This window comes from Massilia rhizosphaerae (assembly GCF_016093545.1).
Taxonomy (GTDB): domain Bacteria; phylum Pseudomonadota; class Gammaproteobacteria; order Burkholderiales; family Burkholderiaceae_D; genus Telluria; species Telluria rhizosphaerae.
Map to the genome: position 1 here is coordinate 63,148 of NZ_JADKYX010000016.1, position 15,014 is coordinate 78,161.

Sequence of the window (15,014 nt, forward strand, 5' to 3'; positions counted from 1 at the left end):
AATGGGCCAATACGCGGCCGAGCGGCACACTTGCGGCGCGGCCATGCTATCCTTCCGCTTCCCGTTCTTACCATGAAGTCAATGAATACGATGAGTCCTGTCGCCGAGCTCCCCGAGGCCACCGAAAACGCCACCCACGCCATTCCCGACGGCCAGAGCGCCAACGGCGCGCCGCAGGCGCCGGCCGCGGGCGCCGACGTCGATAGCGCGGCGGCCCCGTCCCCGCGCGCCCTGCTCAAGCAGATGCAGCAGCAGTTCAAGGCCTTCCGCGACTGCCTGCCGCTGGCGATCGGCATCGACAAGCAGGTGCTGGCCCGCATGCCCGGCCTGAACCGCAAGACCATGCGCGCCGCGCTCGGCATCCACACCGGCTCCATGCGCTACCTGCGCGCGATGGAAAAAGCGACCGTGCGCTACGACCTGGACGGCAACCCGGGCGCCGAAGTGACGGACACCCACCGCCAGCACGCCAAGGAACTCCTGCAGGAGCGCTTCAAGAAGGAAGCCGAGCGCAAGAAGGCCGAGCGCGAAGTGGCCGCGCAGGCGGAAGCCGACCGCAAGCGCCAGGAAAAGCTGCAGCAGCTGGCATCCAAGTTCGCGAAGCGCTGAGCGGCCGCGCCGGATGAGCGAGGCCGACGACGCCCTCCCCCCTTACGAAGGCATCCTGCTTGCCGACGTGCGCCTCGTGCGCACGCGCCAGGATGCGGACGGCGCGCTGGCCGCGCTGCTGGCGTCCGACACCGTCGGCTTCGACACCGAATCCAAGCCCACGTTCCAGAAGGGCGAGCAATCGACGGGGCCGCACCTCGTGCAGCTCGCCACCGACCAGCACGCCTATCTGTTCCAGATCGGCGCCAAGCCCGCACCCGCGGAGAGCGCGGCGGCGGCCGATCCCGGCGTCGACGTCCTGCGCGCCGTGCTGGAATCGGCCGCGATCCTGAAAGTTGGCTTCGGCCTCGGCGACGACCTGCGCCGCCTGCGCGCCAAGCTCGGCATCGAGACGCGCAACGTGCTCGACCTGTCCACGGCCTTGCGCCGCGGCGAGCGCAACGCGCTGGGCGCGAAGACGGCCGTCGCGCGCTTCTTCGGCAAGCGCCTGCAAAAATCGCGCAAGATCACGACGACCAACTGGGCCCTGCCGCGCCTGACCGACAAGCAGATCCTGTACGCGGCGGACGATGCCCACGTCGCCCTGCGCATCTACCGCCACTGGCGCGCGAATCCGCCGCCGCCGCTGCCCCCCAAGCCTGTCGCCGGCGGACCGATGCGGGCGGCGCAACCCAAGCCGCGCCAATAAGATGCGCCGGTCCATCGTGCTCGCGTGCATGCTGGCCCTGGCCGGCTGCTCGCGTCATGAAGGCCCCGTCGACCGCGCCATCGTGTTCAAACCGTGCGCCTCGTGCCACCAGATCGGCCCGAGCGCGCGCGGCGGCTTCGCCCCCCAGCTGAACGGCCTGTTCGGCCGGCGCGCGGGCACGACGGCCGATTTCGCGTATTCCGACGCCATGAAGGCGTCCGGCATCGTGTGGGACGAGCGCACCCTGTCCGCCTTCCTGCGCGATCCGGACAAGACGGTGCCCGGCACGAAGATGCGCTTCTGGGGCATCCACGACGACCGCGACCTGGCCGCGCTGCTGGCCTACCTGCGCAGTTTCCAGGGCGCGCACTGAACGCCATGGCCACCGCCATCCTCCGCCCCGCCCTGCTGCTGGCCGCCCTGCTGCACGCGGCGCCGGGACAAGCCCAGCCGGAGCGCGGCGTGCCGGACACGCTCGAGCGCCGCGTCGCCGCCTGCACGTCCTGCCACGGCAGCCCGTCCGCGCCGGCGCCGGCGCCGGCCGCGGGTCCGCGCTACTTCCCGCACATCGCGGGCAAGCCGGCCGGCTACCTCTTCAACCAGTTGCAGAACTTCCGCGCCGGCCGCCGCCAGTATCCGCTCATGACGTACATGGTCGAGCACCTGTCCGACGACTACCTGCGCGAGATCGCGACGTATTTTGCGGCCCAGCACCTGCCCGCGCTCGTGCTGGACCGGACGACCCTGCCGGCGGACCAGCTGGAACGGGGCCGCCAGCTCGTCACGCGCGGCGACGCGGCAGCGAAGGTGCCCGCGTGCATGGCCTGCCACGGCCAGCGCCTGACGGGCGCCCTGCCCGCGATCCCCGGCCTGCTGGGCCTGCCGCGCGACTACGTCAACGCCCAGCTCGGCGCCTGGCGCAACGGCACCCGCCGCGCGCAGGCGCCGGATTGCATGGCCACCATCGCCGGCCGGCTGTCGCTGGCGGACGTGGCCGCCGTCTCGGCCTGGCTCGCGAGCGAACCGCTGCCGGAAGATACCAGTCCCGCGCCGGACGTCGTCCACCCGATGCCGCTCGCCTGCGGCAGCGAGCGGCAGCAGCCATGAAGCGCATCGTCCTCGGGTCCGCCGTTGCCGCCGCCCTGCTCGCGCTCGCCGGCGCCGTCATCGCGTGGCCGCGCGCCGAATTCATCCCGGCGCGCTCGCCGCAAGCGTGGGCGGCGACGCCCGCCAACATCGCACGCGGCGCCTACCTCGCCCGCGCCGGCGACTGCATGGCCTGCCACACGGCGCGCGCAGGCAGCCCGTTCGCGGGCGGACGCGCGCTCGACACGCCGTTCGGCACGGTCTACGCGCCGAACATCACGCCGGACGCGCAGACGGGCATCGGCGCCTGGACGGCCGACGATTTCTGGCACGCGCTGCACAACGGCATCGCGCCCGGCGGCCGCCTGCTGTATCCGGCGTTCCCGTACCCGAACACGACGAAGATCACGCGCGCCGATGCCGACGCGCTGTACGCCTATCTGCGCAGCGTCGCGCCGGTGCGGCAACCGAATCGCCCGCACGCGCTGCGCTTCCCGTACGACAGCCAGATCGTGCTGGCCGGCTGGCGCCTGCTGTATTTCAAACCGGGCGTGTATGCGCCGCAGCCGGCGAAAAGCGCCGACTGGAACCGCGGCGCCTATCTCGTCGAAGGCCTGGGCCATTGCGGCGCGTGCCACAGCCCGCGCAACGGCCTCGGCGCGACGGGCGCGCGGCTGTCCGGCGGCCACATCCCCATCGTCGGCTGGTATGCGCCCGCGCTGGACGCGGACGCCGAGGCGGGCCTGGGCAACTGGGATGCGGCGCACATCGTGCAATTGCTGCGCACGGGCGTGGCGCCGCGCGGCGCCGTGTTCGGGCCGATGGCGGAAGTAGTCGGAAGAAGCCTGCAATACCTGACGGCGGCGGATGCGGGCGCGATGGCGGTCTACCTGAAATCGCTGCCGGCGGCACCGTCCGCGCGCCATGCAGCCGCCGCGCCGGACGACGTCATGCGGGCCGGCCGCGCGCTGTACGAGCACCACTGCGCGGATTGCCACGGCGCCGACGGCCGCGGCACCAGCGTCGCCGGCCATCCCGCGTACCCGCCGCTGGCGGGCAACGGCGCGCTGACGATGGACGACCCCGTCAACGCCATCCGCATCGTGCTGAACGGCGGCTTCCCGCCGGCCACCGCCGGCAATCCGCGTCCGTTCGGAATGCCGCCCTACAGTCCGCAACTGGACGATGCCCAGGTGGCGGCCGTCGTGACGTATGTGAGGAACAGCTGGGGCAACGCGGCGCCGGCGGTAGCGCCACCGGAAGTCAACCGGTGGCGCGCGGTGCCGCTGGATTGATCAACCGCGGCGGCGGCGTGCGATGAGCAGGGCCGGCAATGCCAGGGCGAGCAACGCCAGCGAACCCGGTTCCGGCACGGTGCCGGCGTTCACGGGCGCGGCGTCGCGGACCATCGCGCTGCCGAAGCTGGCCCAGTCGATGCCGCCGTTATAAAAATTCATGTTGTAGGAACCATTGGCCACGGAAAAGCCGACGGCCTGGGCCGGATTCGACGTGTCCGGTACGAAGTTCGGGCGGACGTAGCTGGCGCCGTCTGCAAACACGTTCAGGAATTGCAGGGACAGCGCCGAGTTGACTTCACCGCTGGTGGTCAGGCCGACGGGAACGTCGAACCAGTCGCCCAGCAGCTGGGCCGCTTCCGCGCGGGTCGCGAGGCGCCAGCCGGCCGCGTCGTCGATCAGGTTGAGGCCGTCGAACTGGGTGCAGCCGGCCGGCACGGCGGCGCCCGCATCCTGGACCATGCTGCAGGTCGACCGCGTCATGGTGGCGCTGAAATCCATCCACTCCAGGTGGGCCGACTGGTCGACGACGCTGGTGCCGCGGTCGTCGAACGTGTGGCCGGACACGTTGAGGATGGCCGCCTGGGCCGTCACCGACGCGCACATCAACAGGCCCGACACGAGTTTCGCATATTTATTCATTATCATTCCCCCTGGTTTTGGTTTGGGTGCCGTCGCAGACGGCGGTCCATTACCATATAGCAATGAGTGTGCCAATGCAGAAACATAGATACATATCAATGACTTAGCGTATTTACCGGTGTATGCGCGCGGCGCGGTGTAAAAAAATCCGACACCGCTCCTTGCAGCCGCACACGGGCGAGGCATCGCGACCGGCTCTGTCATACTGGCGTCCCCAACACGAGGAGTCCGACATGCCGCTGTATCGAGTCTGGTATCGCAACAACGAGGAGCCGCTGGAATTCGCCACGCCCGGCCGCAGCAGCGAAGAGGAGATCCTCGAGCGCGTGCTCGCGCACGAACGTATCGAACGGAAAGAACCGTCGGCCGTGCGCGAACTCATCGCCGGGCACGGGCTGGCGCCCGTGCGCTACACGGAAGACGAAAGCGAGATGAATACGATAGCCTAGCGGCGCGGCCGCTCACACCATCTCGGCAAACCCGATCCGGTCCGTCGTCGCGGCGCGGGCATCGTCGACGCCGACCTTGTGCGCGGCCAGCAGGGCTTCCAGCACGCTGTTCATCGTGTGGCAGCCGGGGCCGCGTCCCGCGTTCATGTGCGCGCGGATGGCGCCCAGGTCGCCCTCTTCGATCATCGCGGCCACCGCCGGGCTGATCGTCAGGCATTCCGTGGCCAGGTGGTAGCGGTTGCCCTGCTTGGACGGCAGCAGCGCCTGGCACAGGACGCCGCGCAGCGCGTGCGCGAGGGCCTGGCCCTGCGCTTCCGAATTGCCCAGCAGGCGCAGCATCTTTTGCAGGCCCAGTTCCGTCGAGCGCGCATGCAGGGTCGCCAGCACGAGCGGGCCGGATTCGGCCAGCGCCAGCGCTTCCTGCGCCGTCTGGGCGTCGCGGATCTCGCCGATGACGATCACGTCCGGCCGCTCGCGCAGCGCGTCCAGCGCGCCGAGGTAATAGCTTTCGACGTCGCCGTCCACGCCCACCTCGCGCTGCGTGATGATGCATTTGCGCTGCGGGATCAGGGTCTCGACGGGGTCTTCGATGGTGATGATGTGGCCCGAGCGCTGCTTGTTGATCTCGTCCAGCATCGATGCGATCGTGGTCGACTTGCCCTGGCACGTGTCGCCGATGATCAGCACGAGGCCGCTCGTCAGGGTCGCGAATTCGCACTCGTCCGCGTGCAGGCCGAGGGTGGCCAGCGCCAGCGGTTCCTTCGGGAAGCGGCGGATCACGCAGCCGAGCCGCTTCTTGCCCTGGAAGCTGAAGCAGTTGGCGCGGATGCGCGCCGTGTGCAGGTCGATCGAGCGGTCGAACGCGCGGTCGGTGATGCGCTCGGCCCAGTTCGGCTCGATGACGTCGAAGAATTCTTCCAGCTCTTCCTTCGTGATCGGCGAATCCGTCACGGCCACGAGGCCTTTCGGCTGGCGCAGCATCAACGGACTGTTCTGGTGGATGATGATGTCGGAAAACACCAGCTTCGAATTCAGCAGGTGCAGGATCTGCTCGACCAGGGTCCCGAACACCGGGTGGTCTTCGTTTTCGATATACGACAGGGTGGGAATCTGCGAGGACTGGTGGTGTTCCATCATTCGGCGGCCTGGTGATGTCAAACGGGCTCGGATGAGCGATCCTTTCATTATAAAACCGGCATCCCGCGAAAATTCCAGTTGGAAAGTTATTTTTTCCGACACCAAGCTTCCGGCGTGCCTTGGCCGCCACAGCACGTGGCCGCCCGCACGATTGTTAGCGCATGACATTTTCGTGTTAGCATTTTCCCATACCAATAACAGGAGACTACGATGCGCAACCTTCCGTTCCAACTGGCCCCGCTGGCACTGGCCGCCCTGTGCGTCGCGGCGCCGGCGTCGGCCCAGCAGGCGCCCTGGCTCGACACGCACCTGGCGCCGGCAAAGCGCGCGGCGGACCTCGTCGCGCGCATGACGCTCGAGGAAAAAGCGGCCCAGCTGGGCAATGACGCGCCCGCGATCCCGCGCCTGAACATCCCGAAATACAACTGGTGGAACGAAGGCCTGCACGGCGTCGCGCGGGCCGGCTACGCGACCGTGTTCCCGCAAGCCGTCGGCATGGCGGCCACGTGGGACGAAGCGCTCATGCACGAAGTGGGCGACGTCATCGCGACGGAATTCCGCGCCAAGTACCTGCAGACGCACGCGCCGGACGGCGGCACCGACTGGTATCGCGGCCTCACCGTGTGGTCGCCGAACATCAACATCTTCCGCGATCCGCGCTGGGGCCGCGGCCAGGAAACCTACGGCGAAGACCCGTACCTGACGTCGCGCATCGCCGTCAACTTCATCCGCGGCCTGCAGGGCGACGACCCGGTCGCGTTCAAGACGATCGCCACCGCGAAGCACTTCGCCGTGCACAGCGGGCCGGAATCGAACCGCCACCGCGAAGACATCCACCCGTCGCCGCACGACCTCGAGGACACCTATCTGCCGGCATTCCGCGCCGCCGTCACGGAAGGCAAGGTCGCCTCCGTCATGTGCGCGTACAACGCCGTCAACGGCATCCCGGCATGCGCCAACGACGACCTGCTGGAGCGGCACCTGCGCCGCGACTGGGGTTTCCAGGGCTTCGTCGTGTCGGACTGCGGCGCCGCCGCCAACATCTACCGCGCCGACAGCCTGCATTACACCAAGACGCCCGAGCAGGCCGTGGCCGCCGCGTTCACGGCCGGCATGGACCTGATCTGCGGCGACTACCGCAACAAGATGACGACGGAGGCCGGCCCCATCGCGGCCGCGGTACGCCACGGCAAACTCAAGGAAGCCGTCATCGACCGTGCCCTCGTGCGCCTGTTCGAATACCGCATCCGCCTGGGCCTGCTCGATCCGACCCCGCCGCAGGCGTACGCGGCCATCCGCCCGACCGACAACGACACCCCCGCCCACCGCGCCGTCGCCCTGAAGACGGCCCAGGAAGCCATGGTGCTGCTGAAGAACGACGGCCTGCTGCCGTTGAAAAAGGCGCCGAAGACCATCGCCGTCATCGGCCCGAACGCGGACAGCGAGGATGCGCTGGTCGGCAACTACAACGGCCAGCCGTCGCATCCGGTGACCGTGCTGGCGGGCATCCGCGCCCGCTTCCCGGATGCCAAGGTGCTGTACGCGCCGGGCACGGGCCTCGTCGGCCCCGCCGAACCGCCCGTGCCGGACGCGAGCCTGTGCGCCGACGCCGCCTGCCATACGCTTGGCCTCAAGGCCGAGCATTTCGACGGCGCCGACCTGGCGGGCACGGCGCACGAGGCCCTCGAACCCAACGCCCGCGCCGCCTGGCAGGACGGCGGCCACAACGCGTCCACCCGCTGGACCGGCTTCCTGAAAGCGCCGCACACGGGCGACTACGGCCTGCGCTACCTGAGCAATGCCGGCTACCGCATCTGGATCGACGGCAAGCTCGTCGTCGACGCGTGGGACGTGGCCGACTCGCCGTCGATCGCGGCCGGCAAGGCGACCCTGCAGGCGGGCCGCGCGTATCCGATCCGGATCGAGGCCGTGCAACGCGGCGCGCGCGGCGACCAGAAGCTCGTGTGGAGCACGCCCGCCGACGCCGGCCAGGAAGCCGTCGACCTGGCCCGCGGCGCCGACCTCGTCGTCTATGTCGCGGGCCTGTCCGCCAACCTGGAAGGCGAGGAACTGAAACTGCAGGTGCCGGGCTTCATGGGCGGCGACCGCACGAGCCTCGACCTGCCGGCGCCGCAGGAACGCCTGCTGGAGCGGGTCGTGGCGGCCGGCAAGCCGACGGTGCTCGTGCTGATGAACGGCAGCGCGCTGTCCGTCAACTGGGCGGACAAGCACGTGCCGGCGATCGTCGAGGCCTGGTATCCCGGCGGCGAAGGCGGCAATGCCGTCGCGGGCCTGATCGCGGGCGACTACAGCCCGGCCGGCCGCCTGCCCGTCACGTTCTACCGCGGCGTGGACGAGCTGCCCGCGTTCGGCGACTACAGCATGACCGGGCGCACCTACCGCTATTTCAAGGGCCAGGTGCTGTATCCGTTCGGCCACGGCCTGTCGTACACCACGTTCCGCTACGGCCTGCCCACCCTGTCGGCGCCGTCGATCGCGGCCGGCAGCCAGGTCGACGTCGACGTCGAGGTGGCCAACACGGGCAAGCGCGACGGCGACGAGGTCGTCCAGCTGTACGTGGCCAAGCCGGGCGATACCGCCAACCCGACCTTGGCCGGATTCCGCCGCGTGCACCTGAAGGCCGGCGAGCGCACCCACGTCAAGCTGGCGCTCGACGCGCGCGCGCTGTCGCAGGTGGACGCGGCCGGCGCGCGCAAGGTCGTGCCGGGCGCGTACACGATCTACCTGGGCGGCGGCCAGCCGGGCCATGCGCAGACCGTCAAGGCGGCGCTCGCGGTGACGGGCGCGCCGGCCGGCCTGCCCGAATAAGCGCGGTCCGGCGCCGGCGTGCATGCGGTTCAATCCGCCGCCATGCATTCCGGCCCGGATTTCGTGCGGTCCGTCGCAAACCGGTACCGGCCGCGCCGTCTCCCGCTTACGATGACGTCATCGACACCATCCACGCACACAGGGAGAACCATCATGATCGACAAGACGACCCGCCGCCTCCTCATCGCCGCCTGCGCCCTCGCCTGCGCGGCCGCCGCGCCGCAGGCCACGGCCGGCGACTGGAGCTGGGGCAAGAGCGAGACCGTCCAGGGCAGCGGCCGGATCCAGCACCAGGCGCGCGACGTCGCCCATTTCGACGGCGTCGCGATGTCCCTGCCGGGCAATGTCGAGATCAAGAGCGGCAGCGGCCGCGAAGGCCTCACCATCGACGCGGACGACAACGTGCTGCCGCTGATCGAGACGGTCGTCGAGGACGGCACCCTGAAGATCCGCGCCAAGCGCAACACGAACCTGCGCACGCACAACCTGAAAGTCGTCGTGCAGGCGCGCAGCGTCGACCGCCTCGTGCTGGGCGGCTCGGGAAATATCGATGCCGACGTCGTGCGCGGCGGCCGCGTCAAGTTCGACGTGGGCGGCTCCGGTTCCATCAAGGTGCGCCGCATGGAGGGCGAATCCGTCAACGTCGCCCTCGGCGGCAGCGGCGACCTGAAAGTCGAGGACGGCACGGCGCGCAGCACGTCGGTGTCGATCGGCGGCTCCGGCACCGTCGACATGGCCCACGTAAAGACCGACAACGCCAGCGTCACCGTGGCGGGTTCCGGAAACGTGACGTTATGGGTGCGCGACAGCCTGGGCCTGACAGTGGCCGGCTCCGGCGACGTCAATTACTACGGCGATCCAAAGGTGAGCCGGTCGGTGGTCGGTTCGGGCAATGTGCGCCGCCTGGGCGCGGCGCCGCGCTGAGCAAACGCTCGGTGGGCACGGAGTGCCCACCCTACGGCATCGTAACGGGACGGCGCATCCCCATTGTCCACCCTCACAATATCGTAGGGTGGGCGCCCCGCGCCCACCATTGCGTATCCGCGCCCCGTCACAGATCCCAGCGCACCTCGGCCACCGCGGTGCGCTGCGCATACGGGTGAAACGCCCAGTACTTGCAATCGCCCAGGTTGTCCACGCCCACCGCCGCGCTCCACCGGCGGTCGAAGCGATAGCGCAGCCGCGTATCGATCACGAGATAGTCCGACACCCCCATGTACGCATTGCCGTTCGGGTCGCTGTTGTCCAGCGTGGAATACTGGCGGCCGCTGTAGCGGGCGCCCGCCGTGGCCGTCCACCGGTCGTTCGCCTTCCACGTCGCCAGCATGGTCGCGCGCCAGCGCGGCACGCGCGGCTGCCATTTGCCGACGCTGGCCGGAAAGCCCGCGTTGTCCGTGATGATGGACGCGGCATACGTCAGGCTGGCCGTCAGGCCGAGCCCACTCACCCCGACATCGTCCGCCTGCGCCGACACCTCGGCCCCGTTGGTGCGGATGCGTCCCACGTTCTGCACCGTGTTCACGGTCGTGCCGCCGGCAACGAGCAGCGGCTGTGAATACAATGCGTCGCGCGTCGTTTCGCGGAACAGCGTGGCGCGCAGCACGCCCCGGTCGCCCGAGGTCTCGGCCGACAACTCGCCCGTCCACGACGTCTCCGCCTTCAGGTGCGGATCGCTGTGGACGATGGCGTTATCGACGATGGCGCCCTGGAACAGCTCGGCCGCCGTCGGATCGCGCACGGCGCGGCCCGCCGACGCCTTCAACGTCCAGTCCCGGCTCGCGCGCCACGCCAGCGCGGCCTTCGGCGACCATGCGGTCTCGCTGCGGCCGGGGAACGGCAGCGGCGCCGCCAGCACCGCGTTCGACAACGCGCCGCCATACGCGCGCCACCGCTCGAAGCGGGCGCCGAGCGTCGCACGCCAGGCGTCGGCGATGCGCCAGCCGTCCTGCGCGTACAAGCTTGCCAGCCACGTGTTGCCGTTGAAGACCGAGACCTGGCGGCCGTCGGCCGCATGCAGCCAGTCCGTCCCGGTCCCGAACGCGCGGGTGCGCAGGCGGGCGTGGTCCGACTGCAGCCCGAATTCGACCGTGTGGCCCGCCAGCACGCCGGCATCGGGCCGCCAGACGCCTTTCAGCGCCAGCGTGTTCCAGCCGCTGCCGTGCATGTCCGTGACTTGGCCGGCGCCGTTCGTGTCCGCATCGGGCACGCGCACCGTCGGCGTGCGCACGAGGTCGCGCGTGTAGTCGTACAGGCTGGCGGCGATCTCCCAGTCGAACGTGGCGCGGCCGTGCCGCTTCAGCGACAGCCCTTGCATCGCGTGCGCCTGCGCGGCGCGGCTGGGCGCGAAGTCGGACGGCTTGATGTCGTACGCGCGGCCGCCGATGTTCACGCGCGGCGCCAGGTAGACCGGGTTGCCGGCCGCGTCGCGCAGGTACGATTCGGACGCGCGCGCCGCATCGTTGCGCCACCAGCCGAACGTGTAGCTGGCGCGCAGCACGGGCGTGACGTCCCACGCGAGCTTGAACTTGGCATGGTCCTGCACCGTGTGCGTGCGGTTCGTGGCGCCGAGCAGCCACCAGTCCTTGCCCGACGGATTGCGGCCGGCCACCGCCCCCGTCACCGGGACACCGCCGCCGTCCGGCACGCCGCTGGCCACCAGCTTGTTGGCGAACGCGATCGGCTGCGCGTCGCCGTCGAGGCGGGATACATCGATCCACCACGACCACGCGCCGTTGCGGTCGCCCAGCGACGCGCTGCCTTGCCGGCCGCCGTAGCGGTCGCCGGTCCGGTACAACCGGAAACCCTGCGCATAGCCGGACAGCTTGACGTGGGCTTCGCGCTTCGTCGGTATGCGCGTCTGGAAGTCGACGACGGCGCCGACCGAGTTGCCCGGATACGCGGCCGCGAACGGGCCGTACAGCACGTCGACGCGCTCGATCTCCTCCGGCGCGACGAGGCCCCAGCGCGGCGTGTACGCGGCGCCGTTGCCGAGCAGGTTGGACAAGAGGATGCCGTCCGCGTACACGAGCGAGCGCGCGCTGTTGCCCGTGCCGGACGCGCGGCTCGCGAGCACGGCGTGGTCGTAGTCGCCCGCGTAGCGCTTGCGCACGTTCAGGCTGGGCAGGTATTTCAGCGCATCCTCGCTGTCGACCGCGTTGATCCGTTCCTCGACCCGGGCGCCCGTGATGCCTTCGATCGTCGTGGGGATCTGCACGGGCAGCGAGGTCGGGCGGCCGCCCGTCACGATCACGGTGGCCGCGGGCGTATCGTCCGCGTGGGCGTGCGCAGCCAGGCACGCCATTGCGGCCAGCGCAAGGCGATGATGTTTGAATCGCATGCGCACCTCAGTGATGGTGCGGCGGCATCGCGGCGGGCACGACCTCCAGCACGGGCGCGGGCGTCTTCGATCCGGGGACCGCGTCGACCCAGTCGACGCGGCCCTTCTCGCACTGCTGGCCGACCTTGAACGCGTAGCGGCCCGGTGCGTCCGGCAGCTTGGCCTGGACCGTGAATTCGTCGTAATAGGCGTCGGGCAGCGGCCCGCCGCGCCAGGTGATCTCGCGCACGGCGCGCGTGACCGTCTTGCCGTGCGCTTGCAGCGGCGTCGCGAGCTTGCCCTCGACGAGGTCCAGTGTCCAACCCGGCTTGGGCATGGGCTTCGCCGTCACGCCCTCGGGCAAGGACACGGTGATGGCGGTGGTGGCGCTGCCGTCGCAGCCGTGGCCGACCTTGAACACGAGCGTTTGATAGGCGCCGGCCGGCGCGCTGGCCGGGGCGACGGTGATATGGGCGTGCGCCAGCGGCGCCGCGCACAAGGCGGCGATCCAGATTGCTTTCATGGTGCGCTCCCGTCAGTGCGCGGCGGTATAGGTCAGCGGCTTGACCGGCACCTGCACGGTGACGTTCTCGCGCTTTTTATCGGCCCCGGCGAAGGTCAAGGTCAGCGGCACCTGCTCGCCTTCCTTGAGCTGTTGCTTCAGGTCGAACAGCATGACGTGGTAGCCGCCGGACGACAGGTTGACGGTCTGGCCGGCCGGCAGGTCGATGCCGTCGACTTTCTGCATGCGCATGGTCTGGCCGTCCATGGCCATCTGGTGCACTTCGGCGCGGCCCGCGACGGGCGTCTGGACGTCGACGAGGCGCGTGGCTTTGGCCGAACGCAGCTGCATGAAGGCGCCGGCCGTCTTCTGGGCCGGCACGGTGGCGCGGATCCACGGGTCGCTCACGGTCACTTGGGCGAACGCGGCGGTCGAAACGAGGCTGGCAGCGGCCAGCATGAGGAATTTACGATACATGACTTCACCTGACAAAAAATGATGGAAAAAAAGAAGGTCAGGCAAAGGCGGGAGGACCGCGCGGGACGGCCGCCAGCCAGACGGCCAGCGGACGGGGCGCATGGTGGAACAGGAAAGGTCGGGGCTCCGTGCCGAACGCGAACACCAGGGGCGCGTGCACGGGCGGCGGCAGGCCGTGGCTGCCCGCGTGGGCGACGCAGTAGCCGCAATCGCCCTTCAGGACCCCGCCGCCGTGCTCGTCCTGCATGAGCAGCGCGGCCGCGGCGGCGAACGGTGCGCCGCCGTCGACGCTGCAGACGTCGACCGGGATCGCCGGCCTGCTCGCGGCCAGTGCGTGCGAGACCGCCGGCGCGAGCGCGTTCAGCAGCACGGCAAACAGTGCCAGCCACACGCAACGCAGGCGTCTTGTCGAACGAATGAGCATCCCGCGATTATAGCCCCGTGTGCACGGCATGGCGCACACGGAGCTTGGACAAATCGTCCAGCCGATCAGCGCTCGGCCAGCAGGACTTCGCGCTCGACCTGCACGGTCTGCTGTCCGTCCGTCAGCCACACCTGGCCGTCCTGGATCGTGCATTGCAGCTGCATCGAGCGCTGGACCATCTGCTCGAGCTGGGCGCTCGTTTCCGCCGGAATGTTGATGATGGAGATTTTCTTCGTGCGTTCGAGCTTGCTGGCCAGGCCCTTGAACCAGATGTTGCTGGTGGCGCTGTAGCTGTACACGACCACGTGCTCGGCGCGGCCGGCTGCCTTCATGAGGCGGCGTTCGTCGGGCTGGCCGACCTCGATCCAGAGGTCGATGGCGCCCGTAAGATCCTTGAGCCACAGGGCGGGCTCCTCGACGTCGAACAAATCCTTGCCGTAGGTAAGCTGAGGGTCGGCGTGCAGGGCGAAGGCGAGCAGGCGGATCATCACCCGCTCGTCCGTTTCCGAAGGATGCCGCGCGATCGTGAGCGCGTGCTCCTGGTAATAGTTGCGGTCCATGTCCGCAATGCTCAGGTCTGCCTTGTAAATCGTCGCTTTCAGGGCCATGCTTAAGTTGTTGCCTATGTTTTATGGTTCAGTTGAACACGACAGTCTTGTCGCCGTTCAGCAGGATGCGGTGTTCCACGAACCACCTGACCGCGCGGGCCAGCACGACGCTCTCGACGTCGCGGCCGATGGCCGTCAGCTGCTCCACGCTCATGGCGTGGTCGACGCGCTCGACGTCCTGCTCGATGATCGGGCCCTCGTCCAGGTCGCCCGTGACGAAGTGCGCGGTGGCGCCGATCAGCTTGACGCCGCGCCGGTGCGCCTGCGCATACGGCCGCGCGCCCTTGAAGCTGGGCAGGAACGAATGGTGGATGTTGATCGCCCTGCCCTTCAAGGCCTCGCACAGCCCCGGCGACAGGATCTGCATGTAGCGCGCCAGCACGACCAGGTCGATGCGGTGGGTGTCGAGCAGATCGATGATGCGCGCCTCCTGGGCGAGCTTGGCCGATTCGCTGGCACCGGCCTCGAGCGGCAAGTGGTGGAACGGGATATTGTAACTGGCCGCGAGCTGATAAAAGTCCATGTGGTTCGACACGATGGCCGGAATCTCCACGGGCAGCAGGCCGCTGCGGTAGCGGAACAGCAGGTCGTTCAGGCAATGGCCGATCTTCGACACCATGATCAGCACGCGCGGTTTGCGCTTGGCGTCGTGCAGCGCGCCGTCCGCGCCCAGGTCGGCGCACAGTGACGCATAGCCCGCGCGCAGCAGTTCGTCGGACATCGCGTCGTCTTCCAGCGCGAAGTGCACGCGCATGAAGAACAGCTTCGATTCCGCGTCGCCATACTGGGCCGAGTCGATGATGTTGCAGCCATGTTCGGCCAGGAAACCCGAGACGCGCAACACGATGCCGCGGTGATCCAGGCAGGACAAGGTCAGGATATATTCTGGATACATTGCTAAATACTTCAGAATGGTTGAGGTTGACTGAACCCGGCCATTGTCGCATGGATT

The 15,014-nt window shown here is 69.0% G+C and carries 16 protein-coding genes; 8 read left to right on the forward strand and 8 right to left on the reverse strand.

What is annotated here, in order from left to right; translation table 11 throughout:
• Window positions 1–81 precede the first annotated feature (81 nt).
• The 5 genes from ISF28_RS21230 to ISF28_RS21250 are packed head-to-tail and all read left to right on the forward strand — an operon-like array spanning window position 82 to window position 3,678.
• Complete coding sequence (locus ISF28_RS21230; RefSeq protein ID WP_370663479.1) at window positions 82–609, forward strand: ProQ/FINO family protein; 528 nt, start codon at window positions 82–84, stop codon at window positions 607–609.
• A 13-nt stretch (window positions 610–622) separates the two neighbouring features.
• Window positions 623–1,297 carry a 3'-5' exonuclease gene (locus ISF28_RS21235; RefSeq protein WP_198119176.1) on the forward strand — a complete coding sequence of 225 codons (675 nt, stop codon included), beginning with the start codon at window positions 623–625 and terminating at the stop codon, window positions 1,295–1,297.
• Between the two features lies 1 nt (window position 1,298).
• On the forward strand, window positions 1,299–1,670 hold the full coding sequence (locus ISF28_RS21240) for a c-type cytochrome (RefSeq protein WP_198119177.1): 372 nt from the start codon (window positions 1,299–1,301) through the stop codon (window positions 1,668–1,670).
• 5 nt (window positions 1,671–1,675) lie between these two features.
• A complete protein-coding gene (locus ISF28_RS21245; RefSeq protein ID WP_198119178.1) occupies window positions 1,676–2,404 on the forward strand; it encodes a c-type cytochrome in 729 nt (242 codons plus the stop codon).
• Window positions 2,401–3,678, forward strand: coding sequence for a cytochrome c (locus tag ISF28_RS21250; RefSeq protein WP_198119179.1), 1,278 nt, complete (start codon window positions 2,401–2,403; stop codon window positions 3,676–3,678). The genes ISF28_RS21245 and ISF28_RS21250 overlap by 4 nt, the downstream gene beginning before the upstream one ends.
• On the opposite strand, the gene ISF28_RS21255 is transcribed toward ISF28_RS21250, so the two are convergent.
• Complete coding sequence (locus ISF28_RS21255; protein ID WP_198119180.1) at window positions 3,679–4,320, reverse strand: PEP-CTERM sorting domain-containing protein; 642 nt, start codon at window positions 4,318–4,320, stop codon at window positions 3,679–3,681.
• Between the two features lie 233 nt (window positions 4,321–4,553).
• Here ISF28_RS21255 and ISF28_RS21260 point away from each other — a divergent pair, with 233 nt between their 5' ends.
• Window positions 4,554–4,769, forward strand: a complete 216-nt coding sequence (locus ISF28_RS21260; RefSeq protein ID WP_198119181.1) for a hypothetical protein — start codon at window positions 4,554–4,556, stop codon at window positions 4,767–4,769.
• 12 nt (window positions 4,770–4,781) lie between these two features.
• Here the strand turns inward: ISF28_RS21260 and ISF28_RS21265 are convergent, their stop codons facing one another.
• Window positions 4,782–5,903 carry a type IV pilus twitching motility protein PilT gene (locus ISF28_RS21265; RefSeq protein WP_198119273.1) on the reverse strand — a complete coding sequence of 374 codons (1,122 nt, stop codon included), beginning with the start codon at window positions 5,901–5,903 and terminating at the stop codon, window positions 4,782–4,784.
• A 213-nt stretch (window positions 5,904–6,116) separates the two neighbouring features.
• On the opposite strand from ISF28_RS21265, the gene ISF28_RS21270 reads away from it, so the two are divergent.
• Both ISF28_RS21270 and ISF28_RS21275 read left to right on the forward strand, forming a co-directional pair.
• Entirely contained in the window at window positions 6,117–8,735 is a 2,619-nt protein-coding gene (locus tag ISF28_RS21270; protein ID WP_198119182.1) for a glycoside hydrolase family 3 protein, read from the forward strand.
• Between the two features lie 153 nt (window positions 8,736–8,888).
• A complete protein-coding gene (locus ISF28_RS21275; protein ID WP_198119183.1) occupies window positions 8,889–9,659 on the forward strand; it encodes a head GIN domain-containing protein in 771 nt (256 codons plus the stop codon).
• 127 nt (window positions 9,660–9,786) lie between these two features.
• On the opposite strand, the gene ISF28_RS21280 is transcribed toward ISF28_RS21275, so the two are convergent.
• The 6 genes from ISF28_RS21280 to purU all read right to left on the reverse strand — a co-directional run bounded on the left by ISF28_RS21280 (window position 9,787) and on the right by purU (window position 14,957).
• Window positions 9,787–12,072 carry a TonB-dependent receptor gene (locus tag ISF28_RS21280; RefSeq protein WP_198119184.1) on the reverse strand — a complete coding sequence of 762 codons (2,286 nt, stop codon included), beginning with the start codon at window positions 12,070–12,072 and terminating at the stop codon, window positions 9,787–9,789.
• A gap of 7 nt (window positions 12,073–12,079) precedes the next feature.
• Window positions 12,080–12,574: a YcnI family copper-binding membrane protein gene (locus ISF28_RS21285; protein WP_198119185.1), complete on the reverse strand. Its 495-nt coding sequence runs from the start codon at window positions 12,572–12,574 to the stop codon at window positions 12,080–12,082.
• 12 nt (window positions 12,575–12,586) lie between these two features.
• Complete coding sequence (locus ISF28_RS21290; protein ID WP_198119186.1) at window positions 12,587–13,030, reverse strand: copper chaperone PCu(A)C; 444 nt, start codon at window positions 13,028–13,030, stop codon at window positions 12,587–12,589.
• A gap of 37 nt (window positions 13,031–13,067) precedes the next feature.
• Entirely contained in the window at window positions 13,068–13,421 is a 354-nt protein-coding gene (locus tag ISF28_RS21295; protein ID WP_198119187.1) for a DUF2946 domain-containing protein, read from the reverse strand.
• 98 nt (window positions 13,422–13,519) lie between these two features.
• Window positions 13,520–14,062, reverse strand: coding sequence for a YaeQ family protein (locus tag ISF28_RS21300; protein ID WP_198119188.1), 543 nt, complete (start codon window positions 14,060–14,062; stop codon window positions 13,520–13,522).
• 28 nt (window positions 14,063–14,090) lie between these two features.
• Complete coding sequence (gene purU, locus ISF28_RS21305; RefSeq protein WP_198119189.1) at window positions 14,091–14,957, reverse strand: formyltetrahydrofolate deformylase; 867 nt, start codon at window positions 14,955–14,957, stop codon at window positions 14,091–14,093.
• Window positions 14,958–15,014 lie beyond the last annotated feature (57 nt).